A 22021-nucleotide genomic window follows, 5' to 3' on the forward strand; every position below is an offset into this window, starting at 1 on the left:
TGTTCGTGGGCAGTCGCGGAACCGGCTTCGCCGGGCCGCTGACTGCGCCCCCGGTAGGGGGTGGGCGCCCGGACACGAAGTGCCGGGCAACCTGGGGGCGAGCAACAATCAGAGCCAGTTGCCGCTCGAGGGCATCTGGATCGCGTCCGGGCCGCTCGTATCGACCAATGCACCGAGGAAGACGCTCAGCAGCGCAATGAAGATGCTCGCGAACATCGCGGTCCAGAAACCCGAGACCTTGAAGCCGCGCACCAGCGCCGACACCAGCAGGATCATCAGCGCGTTGATCACCAGCAGGAACAGGCCGAAGGTCAGCAGCGTCAGCGGCAGGGTCAGCACGATCAGCAGCGGCTTGACGACGGCGTTGGCGAAGCCCAGCAGCAGCGCGGAGATCACCAGCGATCCGGTGCTTTCGAACGTGATGCCGCGAAAGATGTAGCTCGCCACCCAGAGCGAAAGGGCGGTGATGGCCCAGTGCAGCAGGAAGGGCGCCAGGGAGTTCAGCATGTAGCGGCTCGCGGTTTCGGGAATGGAGCCGCGATCATATCGGCGGCCGCTGCGGGCGGCGCCGTCAGGCCCGATGGCGACGGTTCGAGAGCTTGGTCAGCAATTCGTCGGCGACCTCGAACGCACGATGTTCCATGACGGCCACCGGGTAGCTGCCGAGGCGCAGGCGGTCGTAGATCACGGTCGCATAGCTGAACTCGGCGCCCAGGGCCGCCGCCGCGTCCTGCAGGCATTCGGCGACCGAAGGCAGGCCTTCGCGCGTGTAGCGGCGGGTGCCATCGCCGATGCCGACGTACGCGTTGAAATTGCCGTCCTTGCGTGTCGTGATCTCGACCTCAGGTTGCATGACTCACTTTTCCCATAACTTCATTCGTCGGTCCGTCCGCCGGAGCGGAACCCTCGACCATACAAAGAGACGCGCGGTTGCGCTATCACGGAAAACGGTGAGTGAGCGAGGTCCGATCGGCGGCGGCGCCTTAGAGGTCGGCGAAGTCCGAGTTGCCGCTGTGGTCCCGGGACTGCCACTCGGCGAGCCAGAGTTCCACGCGCGTCGCCACGCGGTCCAGCGCCACCTTGCGGTCGCTGTCCAGGTTGGACAGCAGCATGCGGCAGCGCAGCACGCCGTTCTCGTGGAGCTCCGCGAGGCCGCCGTGGGACTGGTCTTCGCCGCGCTTGAACTGGAGGTTGAAGGTCCAGCCTTCGGGCAGGGCCAGCGAGAGTTCGAGGCGGCAGTCTGGTTCGTCCATCGGGGTTCCTGGCCCCGGGCTTGGGGCCAGGACAGCATACCCCTGCGCGGGCACCGCGTTCCGGCGTCAGATCACATGCGGGTGGCGTGCCCTGTCGTACAGCGTGCGGGCCAGTTCGCGGTGGCGCTCGAGCAGGGGGGCGAGTTCCAGATCGGCAAAGCGCCCATCGCGGATCCGCACGCGGCCGTTGATCACGTTCAGTGCCGCGGCGCCCGGCTGGCAGAACACCAGTGCGGCCACCGGGTCGTGGCCGGCGCCCGCGTGCGCGACCCCGCGCAGGTCGAACGCGACGATGTCGGCCGACATGCCCGGCGCGAGCGAGCCGATGTCGTCGCGGCCGAGCACGCGGGCGCCGCCGAGGGTGGCGATCTCCAGCGCCTCCCGGGCGGTCATCGCGGCCGGGCCGAAACCCACGCGCTGCAGCAGCATGGCCTGGCGCGCTTCGCCCAGCATGTGGGCGCCGTCGTTCGAGGCGCTGCCGTCGACGCCCAGGCCCACCGCCACGCCGGCGCGCCGCATGGCGCCGATCGGCGCGATGCCCGAGGCCAGCCGCATGTTCGAGCACGGGCAATGGGCGACGCCGGTACCGGTGCGGCCGAAGAGGGCGATGCCGGCCTCGTCGAGCTTGACGCAGTGGGCGTGCCAGACGTCGCGGCCGACCCAGCCCAGGTCCTCGGCGTACTCCGCCGGTGTCATGCCGAACTTCTCGCGCGAATAGGCGATGTCGTTGTCGTTCTCGGCCAGGTGGGTGTGCAGCGAGACGCCGCGCTCGCGCGCCAGCTCGGCCGACAGCCGCATCAGGTCGCGCGAGACCGAGAACGGGGAGCAGGGCGCCAGCACGATGCGGCGCATCGCGTGGCGCGAGGGGTCGTGCCAGCGGCCGATCAGGCGCTCGCTGTCGCGCAGGATCGCGGCTTCGGTCTCGACCACCTCGTCGGGCGGCAGGCCGCCGAGGCTTCGGCCCACGCTCATGCTGCCGCGTGCGGCGTGGAAGCGCATGCCCATCGCGTCGGCGGCCTCGATCGAGTCGTCGAGCCGGGCGCCGTTCGGAAACAGGTAGAGATGGTCGCTGGTCGTGGTGCAGCCGGAGAGCATCAACTCGGCCATCGCGGTCTGCGTCGAGACCCGGATCATTTCGGGCGTGATGCGGGCCCACAGCAGATACAGGCTGGTGAGCCACCCGAACAATTCGGCATCCTGCGCTTCGGGCACCGCGCGCGTGAGGCTTTGGTACATGTGGTGGTGCGTGTTGACCAGCCCGGGCATCACGACGTGGCCGCGCAGGTCGATCGCCTCGGCCCGGCCGCTGGCCAGCGCCTGGGCGTAGACCGCCGGCAGTTCGGCCGTGGCGCCCACCCAGGCCACCGCCGGGCCCTCGGTCACGACCGCGCCGTCGGGGATCTCGCGCCGGGCGGCGTCCATGGTGACCAGCACGTCGGCGTGGCGCAGGATCAGCGGGCGCGAGGCTGTCGCGGAAGTGTTCATGTCATTCGGTTCCGTGTGAAGTTCCGGCGGCGAGCGCCAGCGCGCGCTCCTTCGACAGCACGCCGTTGTAGAAGAGGTTCAGCAGCACCGCCACGCAAGTTCCGAGCACGATACCGCTGTGCGTGAAGGGATGGGTCCAGGCCGGGAAGTGCTGGAAGAAGTTGGGCGAGAGCGTCGGCACCAGCCCGAGGCCGATCGAGATCGCGATCACGTGCAGCGCATGCCGATTCTGGCTGTAGTCGATCGATCCGAGGATGCGCACCCCGGTCGCCGCCACCATGCCGAACATCACGATGCCCGCGCCCCCGAGCACGAAGGTGGGCACCGAGGCCACGATGTGCGCCACCTTCGGGAGCAGCGCGAGCGTGATCAGGAACAGGCCCGCCAGCGCGGCGACGTAGCGCGAGCGCACGCCGGTCACGGTCACCAGCCCGACATTCTGCGAAAAGGAGGTGTAGGGAAAGGTATTGAAGACGCCGCCGATCACGGTGCCCAGGCCGTCGGCGCGCAGGCCGCGCGTGAGCGCATCGGACGTGATCCGCCGCCCGGTGATGGCGCCGAGTGCCAGGAGCATGCCGGTCGATTCGACCAGCGTGATCAGCATCACGATGCACATCGAGACGATGGCGCCGAACTCGAAGCGCGGCAGGCCGAAATGGAAAGGCGTCGTGATCGCCAGCCAGCCGGCCTCCTCGAGGCCGTCGAAGTGCATGCGGCCGAGTGCCAGCGACAGCACGACGCCGGCCAGGATCCCGAGCAGCACCGAGATGTTGGCCACCAGGCCGCGGCCGAAGCGCGAGAGCACGATCACCACGGCCAGCACGACGGCGGCGATCGCCAGGCCGGCCGGATCGCCGTAGGCCGGGTTGGCCGCCGCATGGGGAACACCGTCGATGACCGTGGACTGCGTCGGCTGGCCGCCGGCGGCCCAGTGGATCGCCACGCCCATCAGCGAGACCCCGATCAGCGTGATCACGGTGCCGGTCACCAGCGGTGGGAAGACTCCGAGCAGCCGGCCCATCAGCGGGGCCACCGCGATGCCGAAGAGGCCGGCCGCGATCGTCGCGCCGTAGATCGCCGGCAGGCCGAGCGAGGGATCGATGCCGATCGCGATCATCGGCCCGACCGCCGCGAAGGTCACGCCCATCATGACCGGCAGGCGGATGCCGAAGCACCAGACGCCCAGTGCCTGCACCAGGGTGGCGATGCCGGCGGCGAGCAGGTCGGCGTTGACCAGGAAGGCGATGTCCGACTTCGACAGCCCCAGCGCGCTGCCGACGATCAGCGGCACGGCGATGGTGCCGGCGTACATCACGAGCACGTGCTGCAGGCTCAGCGCTGCGCAGCGGGGAAGGGGAATCTTCTGGTCGACCGCGTCGCTGTCGGGGGCTTGGGTCGTCGATGGCGTGGCAGGCATAGGGGACCTTTCTGGGTGCGTCGAGAGGCTGGATGCGGCCGCAGTCTAGGCAGCGAGGACGTGCACACGCAAAGTCATTGTTTCGATCATGTTGTCCACAAAAAGTGGACAGGCCGCGCTGCGCTCAGGGTGCCAGCAGACCGTCGAGGCAGCGGATGATCTGCCCGGCCAGCAGGCCCGAGGCCGGCTCGGGCTCGCCGCCGGCGCGCGTCACGAGCTTGAGCGTCTGAGGCGACAGGCCGGTGTCGCGCAACGGCACGAAGACCAGGGAGCCGGCACGGCGTTCCTCGTCGATGTCGAGCCGGTTGAGCAGCGCGATGCCGGCGCCCTGAACCACTAGTCGCCGCATCAGCGCGGTCGACGTGGTCTCGATGATCGGCGAGACGCTGATCGCCGAGCGCCGGAATGCACCGTCCAGGATCGGGCGCAGCGAGAGCGTGGGCGAGGGCAGGATCAGCGGGTGGCCGACGCACTCCGAGAGCACCGTGGTGGCTTGCGCGGTCAGCGGATGGCCGGGCGGAACGACGGCGCCGATCGGCCATTCGCTCGTGAACAGGGTTCGGAAACCGGCGCTTTCGGGAACGTCATAGGCCAGTCCGAGGTCGGCGTCGCCGTCGCGCACGCTTCGCAGGACCGCTTCGATCGGCAGGTCGAGCAGCCGCAGCCGGATGCCCGGATGGGCGGCACGGAAGCGCTGCGCCACCATCGGCAGGAAGGCGCCTGCCAGGCCCGCCATCGTCGCCAGCGACGTCTCGCCGTCGCGCAGGCCGCGCACTTCCTCGATGCGCTGGCGCACGGCGTCGAAGTCCCGCAGCGTGCTGCGCGCATGCGCGAGCACGATTTCCCCGACCGGCGTCAGCTTGAGCGAGTTGTGAATGCGATCGAACAGCGGCGCCCCCAGCGCCTCCTCGAGATTGAGGATCTGCCGGTTGACCGCCGTCGGCACAACGTGCAGCTGCTCGGCGGCCTTGCGGATCGAGCCGGCGCGAACCACCTCGACGAAATAGCGGACGACCTTGGCGTGCATGGTGGCGCGGATTCTGCACGAGCCGGCGTGCCGTATTTTTTCGCACGCCCCCTGTTCAGGTGCTGCGCCGCTGCCGATAGCTTGGGGTGGACACACCGAGCAACCCTCATTCCGGCGAGCCGGGCTACCGCATCCTGATGCGCGAAGGGTGCAGGTTGGTCTATGGCCACATGCCGCTGCCGGAATTCCTGGCGCTGATGAAGCAGGCCCACGACACCGAGCTGCTGCACGCCGGCCTGGCGCGCATGCTGGACGCGACCGCCGTCATCGGCAGCCCCGCGGCGCTGGCGCGGCTGCGCCTGCGCGAGACGCCCGCCGCCATCGAACGCATGCGCGCCCAGTTGGGCCGGGCTGCGCTGCGCCTGGACCCGCACTCGTTGCGCTGGCTCGCGGCCGGCGAGCAGGGGCCCGCGAGCCTCGGGCTGTTCGTGCTGCTGACCGGCGTACGGCCGCGCCACTATCGGCAGGCGGCGCCGGCGCTGCCGCGCGACGCGGGCGCATTCCGGCGTTGCCGGCTCCTGATCGAGCAGGTGCCGGCGCTGCGCCACGCGTTGCCGCTGCTGGCGCAGCGCGTCGCCGAGCCCGGCGTGGCGGAGTGGGCCGCGCTCGCGCAGGCGTGGGAGGACCTCTGCACCCAGATGGACCACGAGGCGCCGGACTGGCGAGAGGGTCCGTTCAAGGCCCCCGGCGTGACCGCGATGCTGGCCTGCTTTCGCGAGCTCGAGCTCGCTTAGGGCCGGCGGGCCGTCGGTGGGCGCAGCGGCAACAGCCAGCAGCGCTTGCGCCGGATTCTTGCCGCGGCCAGGCGTTCACGTTCGCCGTAGGCGGTCCGCTCGGATTCGAGCGTCGCCCCCAGCGCGGCCAGATTGGCCTGGTTGTATTCCCAGGCGGCGGCGACCACGAAATGCCCGATCCGCCCGGCGTCCGGCTTGGGCGTGATCACGATGTGGCTGGCGCCCATCGCCTGCAGCAATTCGGAGCGCTCGGCCGCGAGCGTGATGCCTTCGCTGTAGCTCTCGATGTCCCGGTTCAGGCAGAGCCGCACCAGCGTCACGGTCGAGAAGCGCTCGGCGATGAACGCCATCAGCTCGAGCAGGACCATCCGGCCGATCTTCAGGCCGTGGAGGCGCTGGGCCTCTTCGGTGCGGGAGGGCGTGAAATGCTCGATGCGGATCTCGGTGCCGCCACGGCTCACCGGCACCGGATCCAGGGTGCCGAGGTGTTGATCGCCGTAATGCACGAGCATCGGGCCGCCGAGGACGCAGGTTTCCAGGGCGGGTCCTGTAACGCGCAGGCTGTGGGTGCTCATGCTTGATTGTTGAGCCGGGGGCGCCATTCGAATCGGTCGAACAGCGCGGTGTTTGCCCCATCAGATCGCGCGGCTACTCGGTGCGGGCTACAGTCGCTGGCGTTTTCGCCGCTCACAACAACAACCACCCATGCTTTCTCCCGTCCGGGCGTCCGAAGCGCCCGCCGGCGTCTCGTCTCCCACCGCTTCGCGCCAGCTGCTGCTGGGTCTCAGCCTGATCCTCATCGCGTTCAACCTGCGGCCGGTGTTCGGCAGCCTGTCGGTGCTGCTGCCCGAGGTCATGCGGGACACCGGCCTCACGCCCTCGGGCGCCAGCCTGCTGACGACGCTGCCGCTGCTGTGCCTGGGCCTGTTCGCGGCACCGGCACCGGCGCTGGCGCGCCGCTTCGGTCCGGAGCGCACCCTGCTCGGCGCCCTGCTCCTGATCTGCATCGGCACGGTGCTGCGCGGAACCGGCAGCCTGCCGATGCTGTTCTTCTCGTCGGCGCTGGCAGGCGCCGGCATTGCGGTCGGCAATGTGCTGCTGCCGGGACTGGTCAAGCGCGACTTCGCCAGCCGTGCCGCGATGATGACCGGCCTCTACACGCTGGGCATCTGCGCCGGGGCCGCCAGCGCGGCCGCCTTCTCGGTGCCGCTCGAGCGTCTGTTCGGCGGCTCGTGGACCCTGGCTCTGGCCTCGTGGGCCGTGCCGGCCGGGCTGGTGCTGCTGTTGTGGGCGCCCCGGGCGCTTTCGGCACGGCTGCGGCCGGCCCATGCCAGCATCCATCCGGGCGGCCTGCTGCGCAATGCGCTGGCCTGGCAGGTGACCTGCTTCATGGGCCTGCAATCGTCGCTTGCGTACATCGTGATGGGATGGCTGCCGCCGATGCTGCGCGAACGCGGCCTCGACAGCACCACCGCCGGCTATGTGCTGGCCGTCTCGATCCTCGTACAGCTCGCCACCTGCCTGGTCACGCCATCGATCGCCGCGCGCTGCCGCGACCAGCGCGGGCTGGCGCTAGGCCTCACGGCGATCATCCTGGTGTCGATGCTGGCCTTCCTGTTCGCGCCGCTGGGCGGGCGCTGGTTCTGGGCCGTGCTGCTGGGCTGCGGCCAGGGTGGCTGCTTCGCGCTGGCGCTGAGCCTGATCGTGATGCGTTCACCCGACGACACCGTGGTCGCGCAGCTCTCGGCGATGGCGCAGGGCTGGGGCTACGTGCTCGCGGCCGCCGGCCCGCTCATCGCCGGCCTGCTGCGCGGCTGGACCGGCAGCTTCGAATCGTCGGCCGCCTTGATGGTCCTCATCGCCGCCGGGATGGCGTGGAGCGGATGGGGCGCAGGCCGAAGGATGTTCGTGCGCCCCGGGCCGGCTCGATCCTGAGGCGTCGACTGGCGCCTAGCCCAGGTCGAACGCCTGGCGGAACGCGGCGCAGAATTCAGGCGTGCCGCTGATCGACAGGCTGAGCGTATGGCGGGCCGCGCCCGCCGGCCCGGCCTGCACCCGCAGCAGTCCTGCCGCCGGGTCGAACTCGATCGTCTCCGGCAGGTTGATCTCCTGCATGCCCTGCAGGTCGTAGTCCCAGTCGCCCCCGTCGCCCACCGGAGCGCCGGGTCCGCCGAAGCCGGCGTGGGCCCACTCCAGCACTCGGACGATCTCGGCGTGCACGGCCGGAACCTGCTGCGCACCGGTGCTCGCCATCGCGTCGAAGACGCCGACGCCCTCGGTGTCCTCGCTGTAGTCGAATTCCAGGTAGTCCAGCGTCATGTGCCTCCGGCAAGGTTCCAACCGGCGATCATCCGCGATCCGGCGAAGGCCCATCGGGCGCAGTCGCCCCCGGCTTCGACGCCTGCGCGAGCAGCCACTCGCGAAACAGCGTGAGCGCGGGCCGCTCGTCCTGCGCCGCCGGCGTCACCAGGAAGTAGCTGCGCTCGCCGCGCAGCGGCCGGTCGCAGGCCACGACCAGTTCGCCCCGCGCCAGTTCGGCCTCGATCAGCATGCGCGGCATCAGCGCCACGCCCAGCCCGTGGGCGGCGGCGGTGGCGAGCATCGAGAACAGCTCGTAGCGCGGGCCGCTGTGGGCGCCCGGCGCCTCGACGCGCTGGGCGTCGAACCATTGGCGCCAGCCCTCGGGCCGGGTGCTCTGCTGCAGCAGTGGCAGCCGCGCGACGGCGGCCGGCGAGAGCTGCCCGCGCGGCGCGATCAGGGCCGGGCTGCAGACCGGCAGCACGTCCTCGTTGAGCAGCGCGGTCGACCGCGTGCCGGCCCAGTTGGCGGTCTGCGCGGGCGTGCCGGTGTAGAGCGCGGCATCGAAGGCGGTCTCGTTGAACAGGAAAGGGCGGGTGCGGGTCTCGATGTGGACCGTGATGTCGGGATGCCGCGCCGCGAAGTCGGGCAGGCGCGGGATCAGCCAGCGGGTCGCGAAGGTCGGCACCGCCGCCAGTTGCAGCGAGCCGCCCAGGCCCTGGCGGGCCATGGCGTCGAGCGTGTCGCGCTCCATGGTGTCGAGCTGGCGCGCGATCTGGCGCGCATAGTCGGCGCCGGCCGGCGTCAACGCCACCCCATGGCGGGTGCGGCGGAACAGCGCCATGCCCAGGAAGGCTTCGAGCGCGGTGATCTGGCGCGAGACCGCGCTCTGCGTCAGGGCGAGTTCCTGCGCGGCGCGCGTGTAGCTTTCATGGCGGGCGGCGGCCTCGAAGCAGATCAGGGCCTGGGTGGAGGGGATCTTTCGGCGCATGGTATGCGGGTGTTACATAGTTGGATGAGGATTTGCCTCTATGGCGAGCCTGCGAGCTATTGTGCTTTGAAGTTCCCAGAACGCATAACTGGGTGTGGAATCGTCGTTTGCGCTCGCTATGCGCCGAGCTTACGATCGGGGCCAACCTCAGCACCCCTCAACGGAGACTTCACATGGCCCACGCCGCCTTTCAATGGGACGACCCCCTGCTGCTCGACCAGCAACTCACCGACGACGAGCGCATGGTGCGCGATGCCGCCAATGCCTACTGCCAGGAACGGCTCGCCCCGCGCGTGATCGAGGGCTTCCGCACCGGCGAGACCGACCCGGCGATCTTCCGCGAGATGGGCGCCCTGGGCCTGCTGGGCCCGACCATTCCCGAGCAGTACGGCGGCCCCGGCCTCAACTACGTCTGCTACGGCCTGATCGCCCGTGAAGTCGAGCGCGTCGATTCCGGCTACCGTTCGATGGCCAGCGTGCAGAGCTCGCTCGTGATGGTGCCGATCAACGAATTCGGCACCGAGGCGCAGAAGCAGAAGTACCTGCCCAAGCTCGCCACCGGCGAATGGATCGGCTGCTTCGGCCTGACCGAGCCCGACCACGGCTCCGACCCCGGCAGCATGGTCACGCGCGCCAAGAAGGTGCCGGGCGGCTATTCGCTCAGCGGCGCCAAGATGTGGATCAGCAACAGCCCGATCGCCGACGTGTTCGTGGTCTGGGCCAAGGAAGTCAGCGAAAGCGGCACGGTCGGCCCGATCCGCGGCTTCGTGCTCGAGAAGGGCGCGAAGGGCCTGAGCGCACCGGCGATCCACGGCAAGGTCGGCCTGCGCGCCTCGATCACCGGCGAGATCGTGATGGACAACGTGTTCTGCCCCGAAGAAAACGCCTTCCCCGACGTGCAGGGCCTGAAGGGTCCGTTCACCTGCCTCAACAGCGCCCGCTACGGCATCTCGTGGGGCGCGCTCGGTGCCGCCGAGGACTGCTGGCACCGCGCCCGCCAGTACACGCTCGACCGCAAGCAGTTCGGCCGCCCGCTCGCGGCCAACCAGCTGATCCAGAAGAAGCTGGCCGACATGCAGACCGAGATCACGCTGGGCCTGCAGGGCTGCCTGCGCCTGGGCCGCATGAAGGACGAGGGCACCGCCTCGGTCGAAGTCACCTCGCTGCTGAAGCGCAACTCCTGCGGCAAGGCGCTCGACATCGCGCGGCTGGCCCGCGACATGATGGGCGGCAACGGCATCAGCGACGAGTTCGGCGTGGCCCGCCACCTGGTCAACCTCGAGGTGGTCAACACCTACGAAGGCACGCACGACATCCATGCGCTGATCCTCGGCCGCGCCCAGACCGGCATCGCCGCCTTCGCAAACTGATGACCACCGCCGCCGCCACGCAGGGCGCCCTCGCGGGCCTCAAGGTCCTGGACCTTTCGCGCGTGCTCGCGGGCCCGTGGTGCACCCAGATCCTCGCGGACCTGGGGGCCGACGTGATCAAGATCGAGCGGCCGGGCGTCGGCGACGACACGCGCAGCTGGGGTCCGCCCTTCCTCAAGGATGCGGACGGCCAGGACACCCACCAGGCCACCTACTTCACGGCCTGCAACCGCAACAAGCGCTCGGTCACGATCGACATGGCCTCGCCCGACGGCCAGGCGCTGCTCAAGCGCATGGCGGCCGAGAGCGACATCCTGGTCGAGAACTTCAAGACCGGCGGCCTCAAGCAGTACGGCCTCGACCATGAGAGCCTGCGCGCCGCCAATCCGCGCCTCATCTACTGCAGCGTCACCGGCTTCGGCCACGACGGCCCGCATGCCATGCGGGCCGGCTACGACCTGATGATCCAGGCCACCACCGGCATGATGAGCATCACCGGCCGGCCCGACGAGGCGCCCGGCGGCGGGCCGCTGCGGGTCGGCGTCGCGCTGACCGACCTCTTCACCGGCGTCTATGCGAGCACCGCGATCCTGGCCGCGATCGAGGTCCGGCACCGCACCGGAGAGGGCCAGCACATCGACATGGCGCTGCTCGACGTCGGCATGGCGATCCTGGCCAATCAGGCCAGCGCCTTCCTCAATACCGGCGTGGCGCCGCAGCGCCAGGGCAACAGCCATCCGAGCCTGGCGCCCTACCAGGACTTCCGCACAGCCGACGGCGCGATGCTGCTGGCGATCGGCAACAACGGCCAGTTCGCGCGCTTCTGCGAAGCCGCCGGCCATCCGGAGTGGGCCGCCGATCCGCGCTTCGCCACCAACACGCTGCGCGTCAAGCACCGCGAGGTGCTGATCCCGCAGATGGAGGCCGTGACCCGCACGCGCAGCACGGCCGATTGGATCGCGCTGCTCGAGGACAAGGCCGTGCCCTGCGGCCCGATCAACGACATCGCCCAGGCCTTCGAGGACGACCAGGTCAAGGCGCGCGGCCTGGCCGTGAGCCTGCCGCGCGACGCCGGCGACGGCATCGCGCAGATCGTCGGCGTGGCCAGCCCGCTGCGGCTGCAGGCCACGCCCCCGGTGCTGCGCCGGGCGCCACCCGCGCTCGGTCAGCACACCGACGAGGTGCTGGCCGAGTTCGGCATCGACGAAGCCAGGCGCACAGCGCTGCGGGCGGCGGGCGTGGTGTGACCGCGCCGGGCGCTTCCACCGCGGAGCGCTCGACGCGCGCCGCGGCTGCGCCCGCGCCCGACACGCTGACGCCGGCCGACCGCTACCAGGAGCTTTTCGTCGCGGTCCAGTCGGGGCGCGTCTTCACCGACAGCAAGACCTTCGTCGATTGCGCGCCACGCGCCGAGCCGCAAGCCATCCTGGCGGCCTACAGGGCGCAGTGCGGCGAACCCGGCTTCGATCTCGCGGCCTTCGTGCAGGCGAGCTTCGAGCTGGTCGAGCCGGCGCCTAGCGACTACGTGTCGGTTCCGGGACAGCCGATCGCGGCGCACATCGACGACCTGTGGCCGGTGCTGACGCGGCATCCCCAGGCGCATCCGCCGCACTCCTCGCTGCTGCAGCTGCCCCATCCGTACCTGGTGCCGGGCGGACGCTTCCGCGAGCTCTACTACTGGGATTCCTACTTCACGTTGCTGGGCCTGCCAGGCGAGCGGCATCGGCCGCTGGTGCGCGACATGGTCGAGAATTTCGCCTATCTGATCGACACCTATGGCCATGTGCCGAACGGCACGCGCAGCTACTACCTGGGTCGCTCGCAGCCCCCCGTGTTTGCGCTGATGGTCGAACTCGCGCAGCAGCAGGGCGCGGTCGACGCGCGCGACTTCCTGCCGCAGCTGCGGCGCGAGCATGCGTGGTGGATGGCCGGCAGCGAGGGCCTGGCGCCGGGCGAAGCGAGCCGGCACGTGGTGCGGCTGCCCGGCGGCGCCCTGCTCAATCGCTATTGGGCCGAGCGCGACACGCCGCGCGAGGAGTCGTGGATCGAAGACGCGGCCACGGCACAGGCCTGCGATCGCGAGCCGGCCCTGATCTACCGTGAGATCCGCGCGGCCTGCGAGTCGGGCTGGGACTTCAGCACCCGCTGGATGCGCGAGCCATCGCCGCCGAGCGACGGGCAGCCCTGCGCCCACGTGCGCGCCGCCACGGCCGCCTCGCTGGCCACGCTGTGCATCACCGACATCCTGCCGGTCGACCTGAACGCCTTTCTGCACAAGCTCGAATGCACGCTCGCCACCGTGAGCGCGCAGGCCGGCGACGCCGCCGCCGCGCGGGCCTGTTCGCAGCAAGCCGAGGCGCGCCGGGCCGCGATCGGCGAGCTCTTCTGGGACCCGCGGCAGGGGGCCTTCTTCGACCACGACTGGCGCCAGGGCGTGCGCCGCAGCTGCCTGACCGCCGCCAGCGTGGTGCCACTGTTCGTCGGCGTCGCGACCGCTGCCCAGGCCGAGGCGCTGGCCGAGACCTTGTCAAAGCGGCTGCTGGCGCATGGTGGGCTGTCGACCACCGAGTGCGGCAGCGACCAGCAGTGGGACCGCCCCAATGGCTGGGCGGCGCTGCAGTGGATGGCGGTCCGGGGGCTGGCCGACTACGGCCACGAGGCGCTGTCGCGCACCATCGCCAGGCGCTGGCTCGCGACCGTTGCCGCGCTCTACGAGCGCGAAGGCAAGCTGGTCGAGAAGTACGCCCTGCGGCGCGTCGAGCGCGACGACACCGCAGGCGGCGCCGGCGGCGAGTACCCGCTGCAGGACGGCTTCGGCTGGACCAACGGCGTCACGGCCGCATTGCTGGCCGAGCATCCGCAGCACACCGCGCATGGCTGCGTGGCGCACGCGGCGGTGCCGCAGCATCGCTGAGCAACCAGGGGATCTCGCTGCGGCCCACGCCCAGGTCGCGCAGCTCGAGCTCGCTCATCGAGCGGAGCTGGCGCTGGTCCAGCCAGCAGCGGCGCAGCGCGCGAACCCCGTCGAACAGGCGGGTGACGAAGGCGGACCGGATCGACGGCATGGCGTGGCTCCTTGAATAGGAAGCCATCTTGCAAGCCCGCGTGCTATTGTGGAAGTTGAGAATCCTGTCACCTCCAATCAGCTTTCCTGATGCGGCAACTCAACCTCGACCAACTGCGCACCCTGGTGGCCATCGCCGACCTCGGCAGCTTCTCGGCCGCGGCCCGGGCCCTGCACCTCGCGCAACCCACGGTCAGCCTGCACATCAGCGAACTCGAATCCCGCCTGGGCGCCCGGCTGGTGGTGCGGGGCAGCCGCCGGATCACGCCGACCGCCGCCGGCGCCGTGCTGGTCGAACGCGCCCGCCAGCTGCTGCGCGATGCCGACGAGGCGGTGGCCGCGGTGCGGCGCCAGGCCGAGGGGCGGACCGGACGGGTGCGCCTGGGCACGTCCACCGGCGTGGTGGTCGACCTGCTGCCGCAGGTGCTCGAAGCGCTCGAGGAGCGTCATGCGGGCATCGATGTCGAGGTCAGCATCCTGGGCTCGAACGAGGCGATGGCCCGGCTCGCCATGGGCACGATCGACATCGGCCTGGTGGCGATGCCGCAGCCGCCGTTGCGCGACCTGGTGGTGACGCGCTGGCGCGACCAGCCGATGATGGCCTTCGTGCCGCGCAAGTGGAAGTCGCCGCAGCGCGCGACGCCGAAATGGCTGGCCCAGCAGCCGCTGATCGCCAACGACACCAGCACCCACATGTATCGGCTCACGACCGAGTGGTTCGCGGCGGCGGGCGAGGCGCCGCGGCCCCGCATCGAACTCAACTACGACGCTGCGATGCGCAGCCTGGTGGCCGCCGGTTACGGCGCCGCCGTGCTTCCGGTGCTGCCGGCCAGCGACAACCCGCTCGACGAACGCATGCGGATGCTGCCGCTGCGGCCGGCGCTGACACGCCGGCTGGGCATCGCCCATCGGCCGCGCGCGGCACTCGACGGCGCCACCGAGAGCGTGCTGCAGATTCTCGCGACGTTCAGCCAGCGCTAGGCGTGCCCCCCGCAGGGCGCGTTTCACAGCGCCCGGCCGACCACCGCCAGCGCGAACACCGCCACGCCCAGCATCAGGTTCACGCCGACCAGCTTGCGGATCAGATTGAGGTTCGCGGCCGCCACCGGCCATTCGCGCGCCGCCACCGCGCGCACGAGCCGCGGAAAGGGCGCGAAGCGCAGGTGCAGGAACAAGGCCATCATCGCCAGTCCGACCGCGAACATCGCGTGCACGCTCCAGTGCACGCGCGCAAAACCGCCCGCCTGCCAGACCAGCAGCAGGCCGCTCGCGAGCAGCACGCCGATGGCGGACGACACGCCGACGAAGAAGCGTGTCAGCGTGGCTGCCATGAACGGCAGGCGCAGCGGCGGTTCGAGCGTCGCCACCGCCGAAGGCCGTACCGCGAAATGCATCACGGCCATGCCGCCGACCCAGAAGGCGGCGGCGAGCAGGTGGAGGAACAGCAGGAGGGCAGGAAGGAAGTGCATGGCCAAGCGTAGACGAGAACGCCGATGCCCTTGTCTTCAGCGCGGCTTCTGGAAGCCGCTGTCGATCCAGGCCTCGGCGCTGGCGGCGTTGAGCTTGAAGTCCGGTTTCACGCGCAGCTCGGCGAGCTCGCTGCCGGATTCGTCGTGCGCCCGCAGCATCGCGTGCGGATTGTCCTCGTCGGGCACGATCTGCAGCGACACGCGGATGCGTTCCGATCCCGCACCGACGCTGACGCTCTTGTTGAGTCGCGCATGCAGCTGCTGCTCATGGCGGCGCAGCACTTCGTTGGCGGTCTTCACCAGCGTGTGAAAGGCCGGCGCATCGAGCGGCTTGGGATTCTTCTTGTCGCGGCCCATGGTCCAGGGACCGACCAGCGCGGGCTCCGGATCGCCGTGGCGCGTCATCGCCACGGCCCAGCCGTCGTCGTCTTCGTTCTTGATCACGCGCGCGGTCCAGAGCTCGTCGCTCCAGAGGGTGGCTTGCTGGATCGGAGGGGCAGTGTCGGTGTCTGTCATGAATGCATTCAAAAAATGGAAAGTCCGGTGCGGGCCGTGAAAAGCTCGAGCGCCTTGAGCCCCAGCAGCGAATTGCCGGTGGCATCGAGCGCCGGCGACCAGACGCACAGTGTCAGCTTGTCCGGCACCACGGCAACGATGCCGCCGCCGACGCCGCTCTTGCACGGCAGGCCGATCGAGAAGGCGACGTCGCCGGCGGCGTCGTAGGTGCCGCAGGTCAGCATCAGCGCATTGATGCGGCGCGCGTGCCGCTCGGTCGTGATCTCGGGCTCGCCGTCGATCGGATGGGCGCCGTCTCGGCACAGGAAACCGGCGGCGCGCGCCAGCTGCCGGCAGCTCATGCGGATCGCGCACTGGTGGAAGTACAGGCTGAGCACTTCGCGCACATCGTTGTCGATCTTGCCGAAGCTCTTCATGAAGTTGGCCAGCGCGATGTTGCGAAAGCCGGTCACGGCCTCGGAGGCGGCCACTTCCTCGTCGTAGGCGATCGGCTCGCCGCAGAGCTCGGACATCAGCGCAAGCAGGTCGGCCTTGGCGTGACCCAGGCTCACGAGCCGATCGGCCACCGCGATCGCGCCCGCATTGATGAAGGGGTTGCGCGGCCGCCCCTGTTCGTTCTCCAGCTGCACCAGCGAATTGAAGGGATTGCCCGAAGGCTCGCGGCCGATCCGCTCCCACAGCACGTCGCCCAGGCGCCGCATCGCGAGCGTCAGCGTGAACAGCTTCGAGATGCTCTGGATCGAGAACGGCGTGTCGGCGTCGCCGGCCGAGGCCTCCTGGCCGTCGCAGGTCCTGAGCGCAATGCCGAACTGCTGCGCTGGCACCCGCGCCAGCGCCGGGATGTAGCTGGCGACCTGGCCTTCGGCGCCGAGCAGCGGACGCAGTTCGGCATTGATGGCATCGAGCACCGGCTGCAAGTTCATGCCTGCGCTCCGGGCCGCCGGTTCACCAGCACGATGCCGAGCGCCACGCCGGTCAGCGCCAGCAGCAGCTGCAGCGTCAGCGGCTCCGAGAGCAGCAGCACGCCGAACACCAGCGCGAGCAGCGGCGTCAGGAAAGTGAAGGAGGAGATGCGCGTGGCCGGGTAGTGGCGCAGCAGCCACATCCAGGCCAGGTAGCTCGCGAAGGCGCCGATCACGGTCTGCAGCGCGATCGAGAACCAGGCATAGGCCGAGTAGGTGAAGCTCCAGCGCTCACCGAGCAGCAGCGACAGGAGCGGCGAGATCGCTGCGGTCACCGCGATTTGATAGAACAGCGTCTTCTCGGCGCTGGCGGTGGCGAGCCGGGTGGCGCGGATCGCCAGCGTGGTCAGGCCCCACAGCACGCCGCCGGTGAGTGCCAGCGCATCGCCGCGCAACTGGGCCGAGGTGCTGTGGCCGAAGCTCTCGCTGAAGGCCAGCACCACGCCCGCGAAGGCGATCGCCAGCCCCACCCACTGCAGGCCGTGCAGCCGCTCGGCCGGCACCCAGCGCGGCAGCAGCAGCGCCACCACGAAGGGCGAGGTATAGAGAAACACCGTGAGCCGCGACGCCGTCGTGAGCTGGAGCCCGAGGTAGATGCAGATGAACTCGCCCGCAAACAGCGCGCCCGCGAGCAGCCCGCCCGGCAGCGTGCCGTCGCGCTCGAACAGCGGCACGCCGCGCCGGGCGCACCAGGCCCAGAGCAGCACCACCGCACCCGCCATGCGGATCGAGGCCTGCCACAGCGGGGGCACTTCGGTGACCGTGGTCTTGATCAGGATTTGCTGCAAGCCCCAGAAGGCGCAGCAGGCGATGAGCAGGGTGGTGGCGCGAGGGTCGAGGTGGTGCTTGCGTTCGATCATTCTTCTTGTTTGTTCAGTGTGTCGCGATCGGGTAGGGCGGGCGGCCGCGCGTGCCGATCATCAGGTTGGGCAGGACCACCTCCACATCGGGCACCGTGCGCGCGGCGCGGTCCAGCGCCGCGGCCAGTTCGCGCGAGGGCACGCAGCCCTGCAGGTACACCCAGCGGCGCTGGATCACGACCCAGACGCTGCCGCGCCGCACGCCCGGCACCGCCGCCAGGGCCGCCTGCACCCGGGGCGCCAGCGCCTTGTCGTAGCGGTAGGCGTTGCTGTCGGCGCAGCGGCCGGCCAGCCAGCAGCTGGTGCCGCGCTCCAGGCGCGAATGCATCTGCGCGCGCCGTTCCTCGGCGGTCATCAACGGGCCTTCCGGAACCGGGCAATTGCGCATGCCCGAAGACACCTGGAAGAACGGGTCGTCGAACCAGTTCTGCTTCTCGGGCTTCGGTGCTTCCTGCGCCGCCGCGGCTTCGACCGCGCACGCCACCGCCAGCAGCACCGCCGGCGCCGCCTTCAAAGCGGATGCTCCGTGTAGAAGCGCCCGCCGTGGAACAGCAGCGGCGAGGCGCCCGTGCTGTGCGTGCAGCGCTCGACCTCGCCGACGAAGATCACGTGGTCGCCCTCGTCGTAGCGGCTGCGGTTGAAGCACTCGAAGCTGGCCGCCGCGCCCACCAGCACCGGCGCACCGCCGATGCCCTCGGTGTAGGCGACCTCGCGCCAGCGATCGACGTTCTTGGTCGCGAAGCGCTCCGCCAGGCTCTTCTGGCTGGCGGAGAGGATGTTGATCGCGTAGTGCGAGCCGGTCCGCAGCGCCGCCATCGACGCCGCGCTGCGTGCCAGGCTCCAGAGCACCAGCGGGGGGTCGAGCGAGACCGAGTTGAAGGAGTTGGCCGTCAGGCCGACCAGCGCGCCGTTGGCGGCCCGCGCCGTGACGATGGTCACGCCGGTGGCGAACATGCCGAGCGATGCGCGGAATTCGTCGAGGGAGAAGGAGGGCGGTTGCGCCTGGGCGGGTGCGGTCACGGAAGAGCGGGCAGTTGGAGGCCCATTTTGGCCGATCGGGCGCGAGGTCGCTGCCGCCGGCTCAGCCGGTCAACCGAAGAACCAGTAGCCGACCGCGATGGCCGCCATCACGCCCGCCAGTTCCGCCAGCAGCGCGCAGCCCACCGCATGGCGTGCCCGCTGGAGCCCGACCGCGCCGAAGTAGACCGCCAGCACATAGAAAGTCGTTTCGGTGCTGCCCTGGATGGTGGCCGCGACCAGCGCCGGGAAGCTGTCGACGCCCTGGCTCTGCATGGTCTCGATCAGCATCGCGCGTGCCGCGCTGCCCGAGAAGGGCTTGACCAGCGCGGTCGGCAGCGCGTCGACGAAGCGCGTGTCCCAGCCGGTGTGCCCGACGGCCCAGCGGATGCCTTCGAGCGCCAGGTCGAGCGCGCCCGAGGCGCGCAGCACGCCGACCGCACACAGCATCGCGACAAGGTAGGGCAGCAGGTTCTTCGCGACGTCGAAGCCCTCCTTGGCGCCTTCGACGAAGCACTCGTAGACCCTGATCCGCCGGAGCGCCCCGACCAGCAGGAAGCCGACGATCAGCCCGAACAGCGTGAGGTTGCCAAGCAGCGAGGAGAGCGAAGCCAGGGCTGCGGCCGAGAGGGTGGCCAGCAGCGCCATGAAGCCGGCGAGCAGCAGCGCGCCGGGCAGCAGATAGGCCAGCACCACTGGGTCCCACAGCCGCAGGCGCTGCATGAAGGCCACCGACAGCAGCCCGACGAGGGTCGACGCGCTGGTCGCCAGCAGGATCGGCAGGAACACCAGCGTCGGATCGGCCGCGCCCTGCTGCGCGCGGTACATGAAGATCGTGACCGGCAGCAGCGTCAGCGACGAGGCGTTGAGTACCAGGAACAGGATCTGCGCATTGCTCGCGGTCGTCGCGCTCGGATTCAGCGTCTGCAATTCGCGCATCGCCTTGAGCCCGATCGGCGTCGCCGCGTTGTCCAACCCGAGCGCGTTGGCCGCGAAGTTGAGCGTGATCAGCCCGAGCGCCGGATGCCCGGCCGGCACCTCGGGCATCAGGCGGCGGAACAACGGCGCCAGCAGCCGGGCGAGCAGGTCCACGATGCCCGCGGCCTCGGCGATGCGCAGGAAGCCCAGCCACAGCGTGAGCGTGCCGAACAGCAGCACCATCACCTCGACCGAGAGCCGGGCCATAGCGAACAGGCTCTCGACCACGGCGGCGAACACGGTCGCGTCGCCGCCGAGCAGCCAGCGCGCGAGCGCCGTCACTGCCGCCGTCAGAAAGAAGCCAAGCCACAAGCCGTTGAGCACGCGTATCCCTTGCTGCGAATGCGCGCCGATCATAGGGGCGGTCGCGCGCCCGGGTGGGCAGGTTCAGCCGGCGCGCGCAGGCCGCCGCGGCACCTCGATCAGCAGATCGGGCCTGAAGTCCTCCTGTTCGCCCTTGCCCATGTAGCCCAGGGGATTCGCGACCACGCGGCAACCGTCCTTCAGGTAGTCGAATTGGCAATGCAGGTGGCCGTGCAGCCAGAGATCGGCCCGGGGCAGCAGTTCATCCAGCGAATTGCAGAAGCCCGCGGTGCCGGGACTCAGGCCATAGCGCGGATCGGCACTCGCCAGGGTCGGCGCGAAATGCGTGATGACCACGGTCGTGCCGTCGAAGTCCTGGGCGAGCTCGTTGCGCAGCCAGTCCTGGCAGATCAGTGAGTGCTCCCTCATCTCGTCCGCGAGGAAGATTCGCCCGGCACGCTGCGTGGCGGCTTTCTCCAGATAGAAATTGGCCGCGCGCACGGCCTTGCCGCGCTTCTTGAGCGCATCGCCCAGCGTGTCCGAGGGTTCGACCAGCGCGTCGAAGTCCGCCCACAGCGTGGTGCCGACGAAGCGAATGCCGTCGATCGTCYGGGTTTCGCGCTCCAGCCAGCCGATCTCCAGCGCCTCGCAGGTTTCTCGAAGCCGGCTGTGCACCTCGTCGAAATCCGCGTTGTCGTACTCATGGTTGCCCGGGACATAGATCACCGGCGCCGGCCAGCCATGGCGCGGCGAAAAGCGGGTCAGCCCGAAATCGGGCGCCACCAGCCGCGAGCCCTCCTGGTAGGAGCCGATATCGCCGGCGAGCACCAGCAGGTCGGCGCCAGGCGCCGGGGCGATCTGGAGCTGGGGATGCACTTCGATGTGCAGATCCGAGAGCAACTGAAGCTTCATGGATGCAGTCTAGACGATGCCTTCATGCGTGCTGCGCATAACCTTTGGCTTGATAAATTGGGGAAAACCCTTATTCTTGATTCATCGTCAACTTGGCGCCGCCCGCTGGGCAGCGCACCATCATGTTTCAGCTCATGGCCCTCGTGGCCCGTTTTCTCCGCCCGGCCGACAAGGCCGTCGATGACAGTCCGGCCGCCATCCTGATGCAGAGCGCCGACCGCCGCGCCGGCCTCGATGCCTATCAGGCCCAGGAACTGCGCGCCGCCGCCAGCGCCTGGCTCAGCGTCGTCCGCTGACCGTCAAGCCGCCGGCTCGCCCGGCGAGCCGGAGAACGCCGCCCCCGCAGCGCGCAGCAACGCCTGCCGCAGCCATCCGTGGGCGTGCGCATGCTGGGCGCGCCGATGCCACAGCGCATCCACATGCACCAGCGGCTGGTCGAACGGAAGCTCGCGCAGCACCAGGTGATCGTCGATGCCGGTCACGCGCGCGAAGTGCCGCGGCATCACCGTCAGCAGATTCGAGTTGGCGACCACCCGCCCGGCCGTGAAGAACTGGTTCACCGTGACCACGATGCGCCGTTCGCGCCCCATGGCGCCCAGCGTCTGGTCGATGAAGCCGTAGGGCCGGCCCGAGAAGCTCACCAGCAGGTGGCGCGCGGCGCAGTAGCTGTCGAGCGTCAGCGGCGCATCCGCCAGCGGATGGCCGCGGCGCATCACGCACACGTACTGCCCCACGTAGAGCCGCTGCGTCTCGAAGGGCGCGCCGACGCCGGACTGCCCGCGGGCGGCCAGGCTGGCGATCACAGCGGGAAAGTAGCCGATCGCGACGTCGACTTCCTCCTGCTCCAGCATCCGCCGCGGATCGCGCGTGGTCAGCGGCAACACGCGCAGCGACACCGCCCGGGCTTCCTCCTCGACGATCCCGATCAGGCCCGGCATCAGCTCGGCGGCCGTGGCGTCGGCCATCGCCAGCAGGAAGCTGGTGTCGGCGGTCCCGGGATCGAATTCACCTGGGGCCAGGGTGTGCTGCAGTTGTCGCAGCGCGTCGCGCACCGTGGGCCACAGCGCCAGCGCCCGCGGCGTCGGCTCCACGCCTGCGCCAGCGCGCCGCACCAGTTCGTCTCCAAGCACTTCGCGCAGCCGACGCAGCGCATTGCTGACCGCGGGCTGGGTGATCGACAGGTTGCGGGCAGCGCGCGTGAGATTGCGCTCCGCCATCACCTCGTCGAACACGCGAAGAAGGTTCAGGTCGAGCGTGCGAAAGTTGACATCCATAAGTGATGTGAATGATAAACATCAACAGGATAAAGTGGAAAAACACTAGGGTAACCCCTAATATCAGGGCATCGGCTCCGGCCTCTCGTCC

At 69.8% G+C, this 22021-nt stretch carries 25 protein-coding genes; 7 read left to right on the forward strand and 18 right to left on the reverse strand.

Annotated features, from left to right (window positions below; translation table 11 throughout):
- Positions 1 to 108: 108 nt before the first annotated feature.
- From AC1D2K_RS03875 to AC1D2K_RS03900, 6 genes are all read right to left on the reverse strand, one after another.
- Positions 109 to 507, reverse strand: coding sequence for a phage holin family protein (locus AC1D2K_RS03875; RefSeq protein WP_478086454.1), 399 nt, complete (start codon positions 505 to 507; stop codon positions 109 to 111).
- Positions 508 to 571: 64 nt separating this feature from the next.
- A complete protein-coding gene (locus tag AC1D2K_RS03880; protein ID WP_478086456.1) occupies positions 572 to 853 on the reverse strand; it encodes a hypothetical protein in 282 nt (93 codons plus the stop codon).
- A gap of 130 nt (positions 854 to 983) precedes the next feature.
- Positions 984 to 1253: a hypothetical protein gene (locus AC1D2K_RS03885; protein ID WP_478086457.1), complete on the reverse strand. Its 270-nt coding sequence runs from the start codon at positions 1251 to 1253 to the stop codon at positions 984 to 986.
- Positions 1254 to 1319: 66 nt separating this feature from the next.
- Entirely contained in the window at positions 1320 to 2738 is a 1419-nt protein-coding gene (locus tag AC1D2K_RS03890; protein WP_478086458.1) for an 8-oxoguanine deaminase, read from the reverse strand.
- A gap of 1 nt (position 2739) precedes the next feature.
- On the reverse strand, positions 2740 to 4155 hold the full coding sequence (locus AC1D2K_RS03895) for a nucleobase:cation symporter-2 family protein (protein ID WP_478086460.1): 1416 nt from the start codon (positions 4153 to 4155) through the stop codon (positions 2740 to 2742).
- Between the two features lie 124 nt (positions 4156 to 4279).
- Positions 4280 to 5182: a LysR family transcriptional regulator gene (locus AC1D2K_RS03900; protein ID WP_478086461.1), complete on the reverse strand. Its 903-nt coding sequence runs from the start codon at positions 5180 to 5182 to the stop codon at positions 4280 to 4282.
- A gap of 86 nt (positions 5183 to 5268) precedes the next feature.
- Between AC1D2K_RS03900 and AC1D2K_RS03905 the strand changes: the two genes are divergently transcribed.
- Positions 5269 to 5916: a hypothetical protein gene (locus AC1D2K_RS03905; RefSeq protein ID WP_478086462.1), complete on the forward strand. Its 648-nt coding sequence runs from the start codon at positions 5269 to 5271 to the stop codon at positions 5914 to 5916.
- Here the strand turns inward: AC1D2K_RS03905 and AC1D2K_RS03910 are convergent.
- Entirely contained in the window at positions 5913 to 6491 is a 579-nt protein-coding gene (locus AC1D2K_RS03910) for a hypothetical protein (protein ID WP_478086464.1), read from the reverse strand. The genes AC1D2K_RS03905 and AC1D2K_RS03910 overlap by 4 nt on opposite strands.
- A gap of 130 nt (positions 6492 to 6621) precedes the next feature.
- On the opposite strand from AC1D2K_RS03910, the gene AC1D2K_RS03915 reads away from it, so the two are divergent.
- Complete coding sequence (locus AC1D2K_RS03915; RefSeq protein WP_478086466.1) at positions 6622 to 7851, forward strand: CynX/NimT family MFS transporter; 1230 nt, start codon at positions 6622 to 6624, stop codon at positions 7849 to 7851.
- A 15-nt stretch (positions 7852 to 7866) separates the two neighbouring features.
- Here AC1D2K_RS03915 and AC1D2K_RS03920 read toward each other — a convergent pair whose 3' ends face one another.
- Positions 7867 to 8235 (reverse strand): hypothetical protein, encoded by a 369-nt coding sequence (locus tag AC1D2K_RS03920; RefSeq protein ID WP_478086467.1) that lies wholly within the window; start codon positions 8233 to 8235, stop codon positions 7867 to 7869.
- Between the two features lie 28 nt (positions 8236 to 8263).
- The gene (locus AC1D2K_RS03925) at positions 8264 to 9205 is read right to left on the reverse strand and encodes a LysR family transcriptional regulator (RefSeq protein ID WP_478086469.1); all 942 of its coding nucleotides are present in this window, start codon (positions 9203 to 9205) and stop codon (positions 8264 to 8266) included.
- A gap of 173 nt (positions 9206 to 9378) precedes the next feature.
- Here AC1D2K_RS03925 and AC1D2K_RS03930 point away from each other — a divergent pair, with 173 nt between their 5' ends.
- The 4 genes from AC1D2K_RS03930 (at position 9379) to AC1D2K_RS03945 (ending at position 14620) form a co-directional block, all read left to right on the forward strand.
- On the forward strand, positions 9379 to 10575 hold the full coding sequence (locus AC1D2K_RS03930) for an acyl-CoA dehydrogenase (protein ID WP_478086471.1): 1197 nt from the start codon (positions 9379 to 9381) through the stop codon (positions 10573 to 10575).
- A complete protein-coding gene (locus AC1D2K_RS03935) occupies positions 10575 to 11822 on the forward strand; it encodes a CaiB/BaiF CoA transferase family protein (RefSeq protein ID WP_478086473.1) in 1248 nt (415 codons plus the stop codon). The genes AC1D2K_RS03930 and AC1D2K_RS03935 overlap by 1 nt, the downstream gene beginning before the upstream one ends.
- A complete protein-coding gene (treF, locus tag AC1D2K_RS03940) occupies positions 11819 to 13489 on the forward strand; it encodes an alpha,alpha-trehalase TreF (protein WP_478086474.1) in 1671 nt (556 codons plus the stop codon). Before AC1D2K_RS03935 ends, treF begins: the two co-directional genes overlap by 4 nt.
- A 240-nt stretch (positions 13490 to 13729) precedes the next feature.
- On the forward strand, positions 13730 to 14620 hold the full coding sequence (locus tag AC1D2K_RS03945; protein ID WP_478086476.1) for a LysR family transcriptional regulator: 891 nt from the start codon (positions 13730 to 13732) through the stop codon (positions 14618 to 14620).
- A gap of 23 nt (positions 14621 to 14643) precedes the next feature.
- On the opposite strand, the gene AC1D2K_RS03950 is transcribed toward AC1D2K_RS03945, so the two are convergent.
- The 8 genes from AC1D2K_RS03950 to AC1D2K_RS03985 form a co-directional block, all read right to left on the reverse strand.
- On the reverse strand, positions 14644 to 15108 hold the full coding sequence (locus tag AC1D2K_RS03950; RefSeq protein ID WP_478086478.1) for a CopD family protein: 465 nt from the start codon (positions 15106 to 15108) through the stop codon (positions 14644 to 14646).
- 36 nt (positions 15109 to 15144) lie between these two features.
- Complete coding sequence (locus AC1D2K_RS03955; RefSeq protein WP_478086479.1) at positions 15145 to 15624, reverse strand: hypothetical protein; 480 nt, start codon at positions 15622 to 15624, stop codon at positions 15145 to 15147.
- 8 nt (positions 15625 to 15632) lie between these two features.
- Positions 15633 to 16547: a glutaminase gene (locus AC1D2K_RS03960; protein WP_478086480.1), complete on the reverse strand. Its 915-nt coding sequence runs from the start codon at positions 16545 to 16547 to the stop codon at positions 15633 to 15635.
- Positions 16544 to 17446: a DMT family transporter gene (locus AC1D2K_RS03965; RefSeq protein WP_478086482.1), complete on the reverse strand. Its 903-nt coding sequence runs from the start codon at positions 17444 to 17446 to the stop codon at positions 16544 to 16546. The genes AC1D2K_RS03960 and AC1D2K_RS03965 overlap by 4 nt, the downstream gene beginning before the upstream one ends.
- A 13-nt stretch (positions 17447 to 17459) precedes the next feature.
- Positions 17460 to 17960 (reverse strand): BON domain-containing protein, encoded by a 501-nt coding sequence (locus tag AC1D2K_RS03970; protein WP_478086483.1) that lies wholly within the window; start codon positions 17958 to 17960, stop codon positions 17460 to 17462.
- Positions 17957 to 18400, reverse strand: coding sequence for a flavin reductase family protein (locus tag AC1D2K_RS03975; RefSeq protein ID WP_478086498.1), 444 nt, complete (start codon positions 18398 to 18400; stop codon positions 17957 to 17959). Before AC1D2K_RS03975 ends, AC1D2K_RS03970 begins: the two co-directional genes overlap by 4 nt.
- Positions 18401 to 18535: 135 nt before the next feature.
- Complete coding sequence (locus tag AC1D2K_RS03980) at positions 18536 to 19765, reverse strand: nucleoside recognition domain-containing protein (protein WP_478086484.1); 1230 nt, start codon at positions 19763 to 19765, stop codon at positions 18536 to 18538.
- 63 nt (positions 19766 to 19828) lie between these two features.
- Positions 19829 to 20656 (reverse strand): metallophosphoesterase, encoded by an 828-nt coding sequence (locus AC1D2K_RS03985; RefSeq protein WP_478086485.1) that lies wholly within the window; start codon positions 20654 to 20656, stop codon positions 19829 to 19831.
- Positions 20657 to 20778: 122 nt separating this feature from the next.
- Between AC1D2K_RS03985 and AC1D2K_RS03990 the strand changes: the two genes are divergently transcribed.
- Positions 20779 to 20952 (forward strand): hypothetical protein, encoded by a 174-nt coding sequence (locus AC1D2K_RS03990; RefSeq protein ID WP_478086487.1) that lies wholly within the window; start codon positions 20779 to 20781, stop codon positions 20950 to 20952.
- Positions 20953 to 20955: 3 nt separating this feature from the next.
- Here the strand turns inward: AC1D2K_RS03990 and AC1D2K_RS03995 are convergent, their stop codons facing one another.
- Positions 20956 to 21930: a LysR family transcriptional regulator gene (locus AC1D2K_RS03995; RefSeq protein WP_478086488.1), complete on the reverse strand. Its 975-nt coding sequence runs from the start codon at positions 21928 to 21930 to the stop codon at positions 20956 to 20958.
- Positions 21931 to 22021: the final 91 nt, after the last annotated feature.

The organism is Variovorax sp. P1_H12_2 (assembly GCF_056405335.1).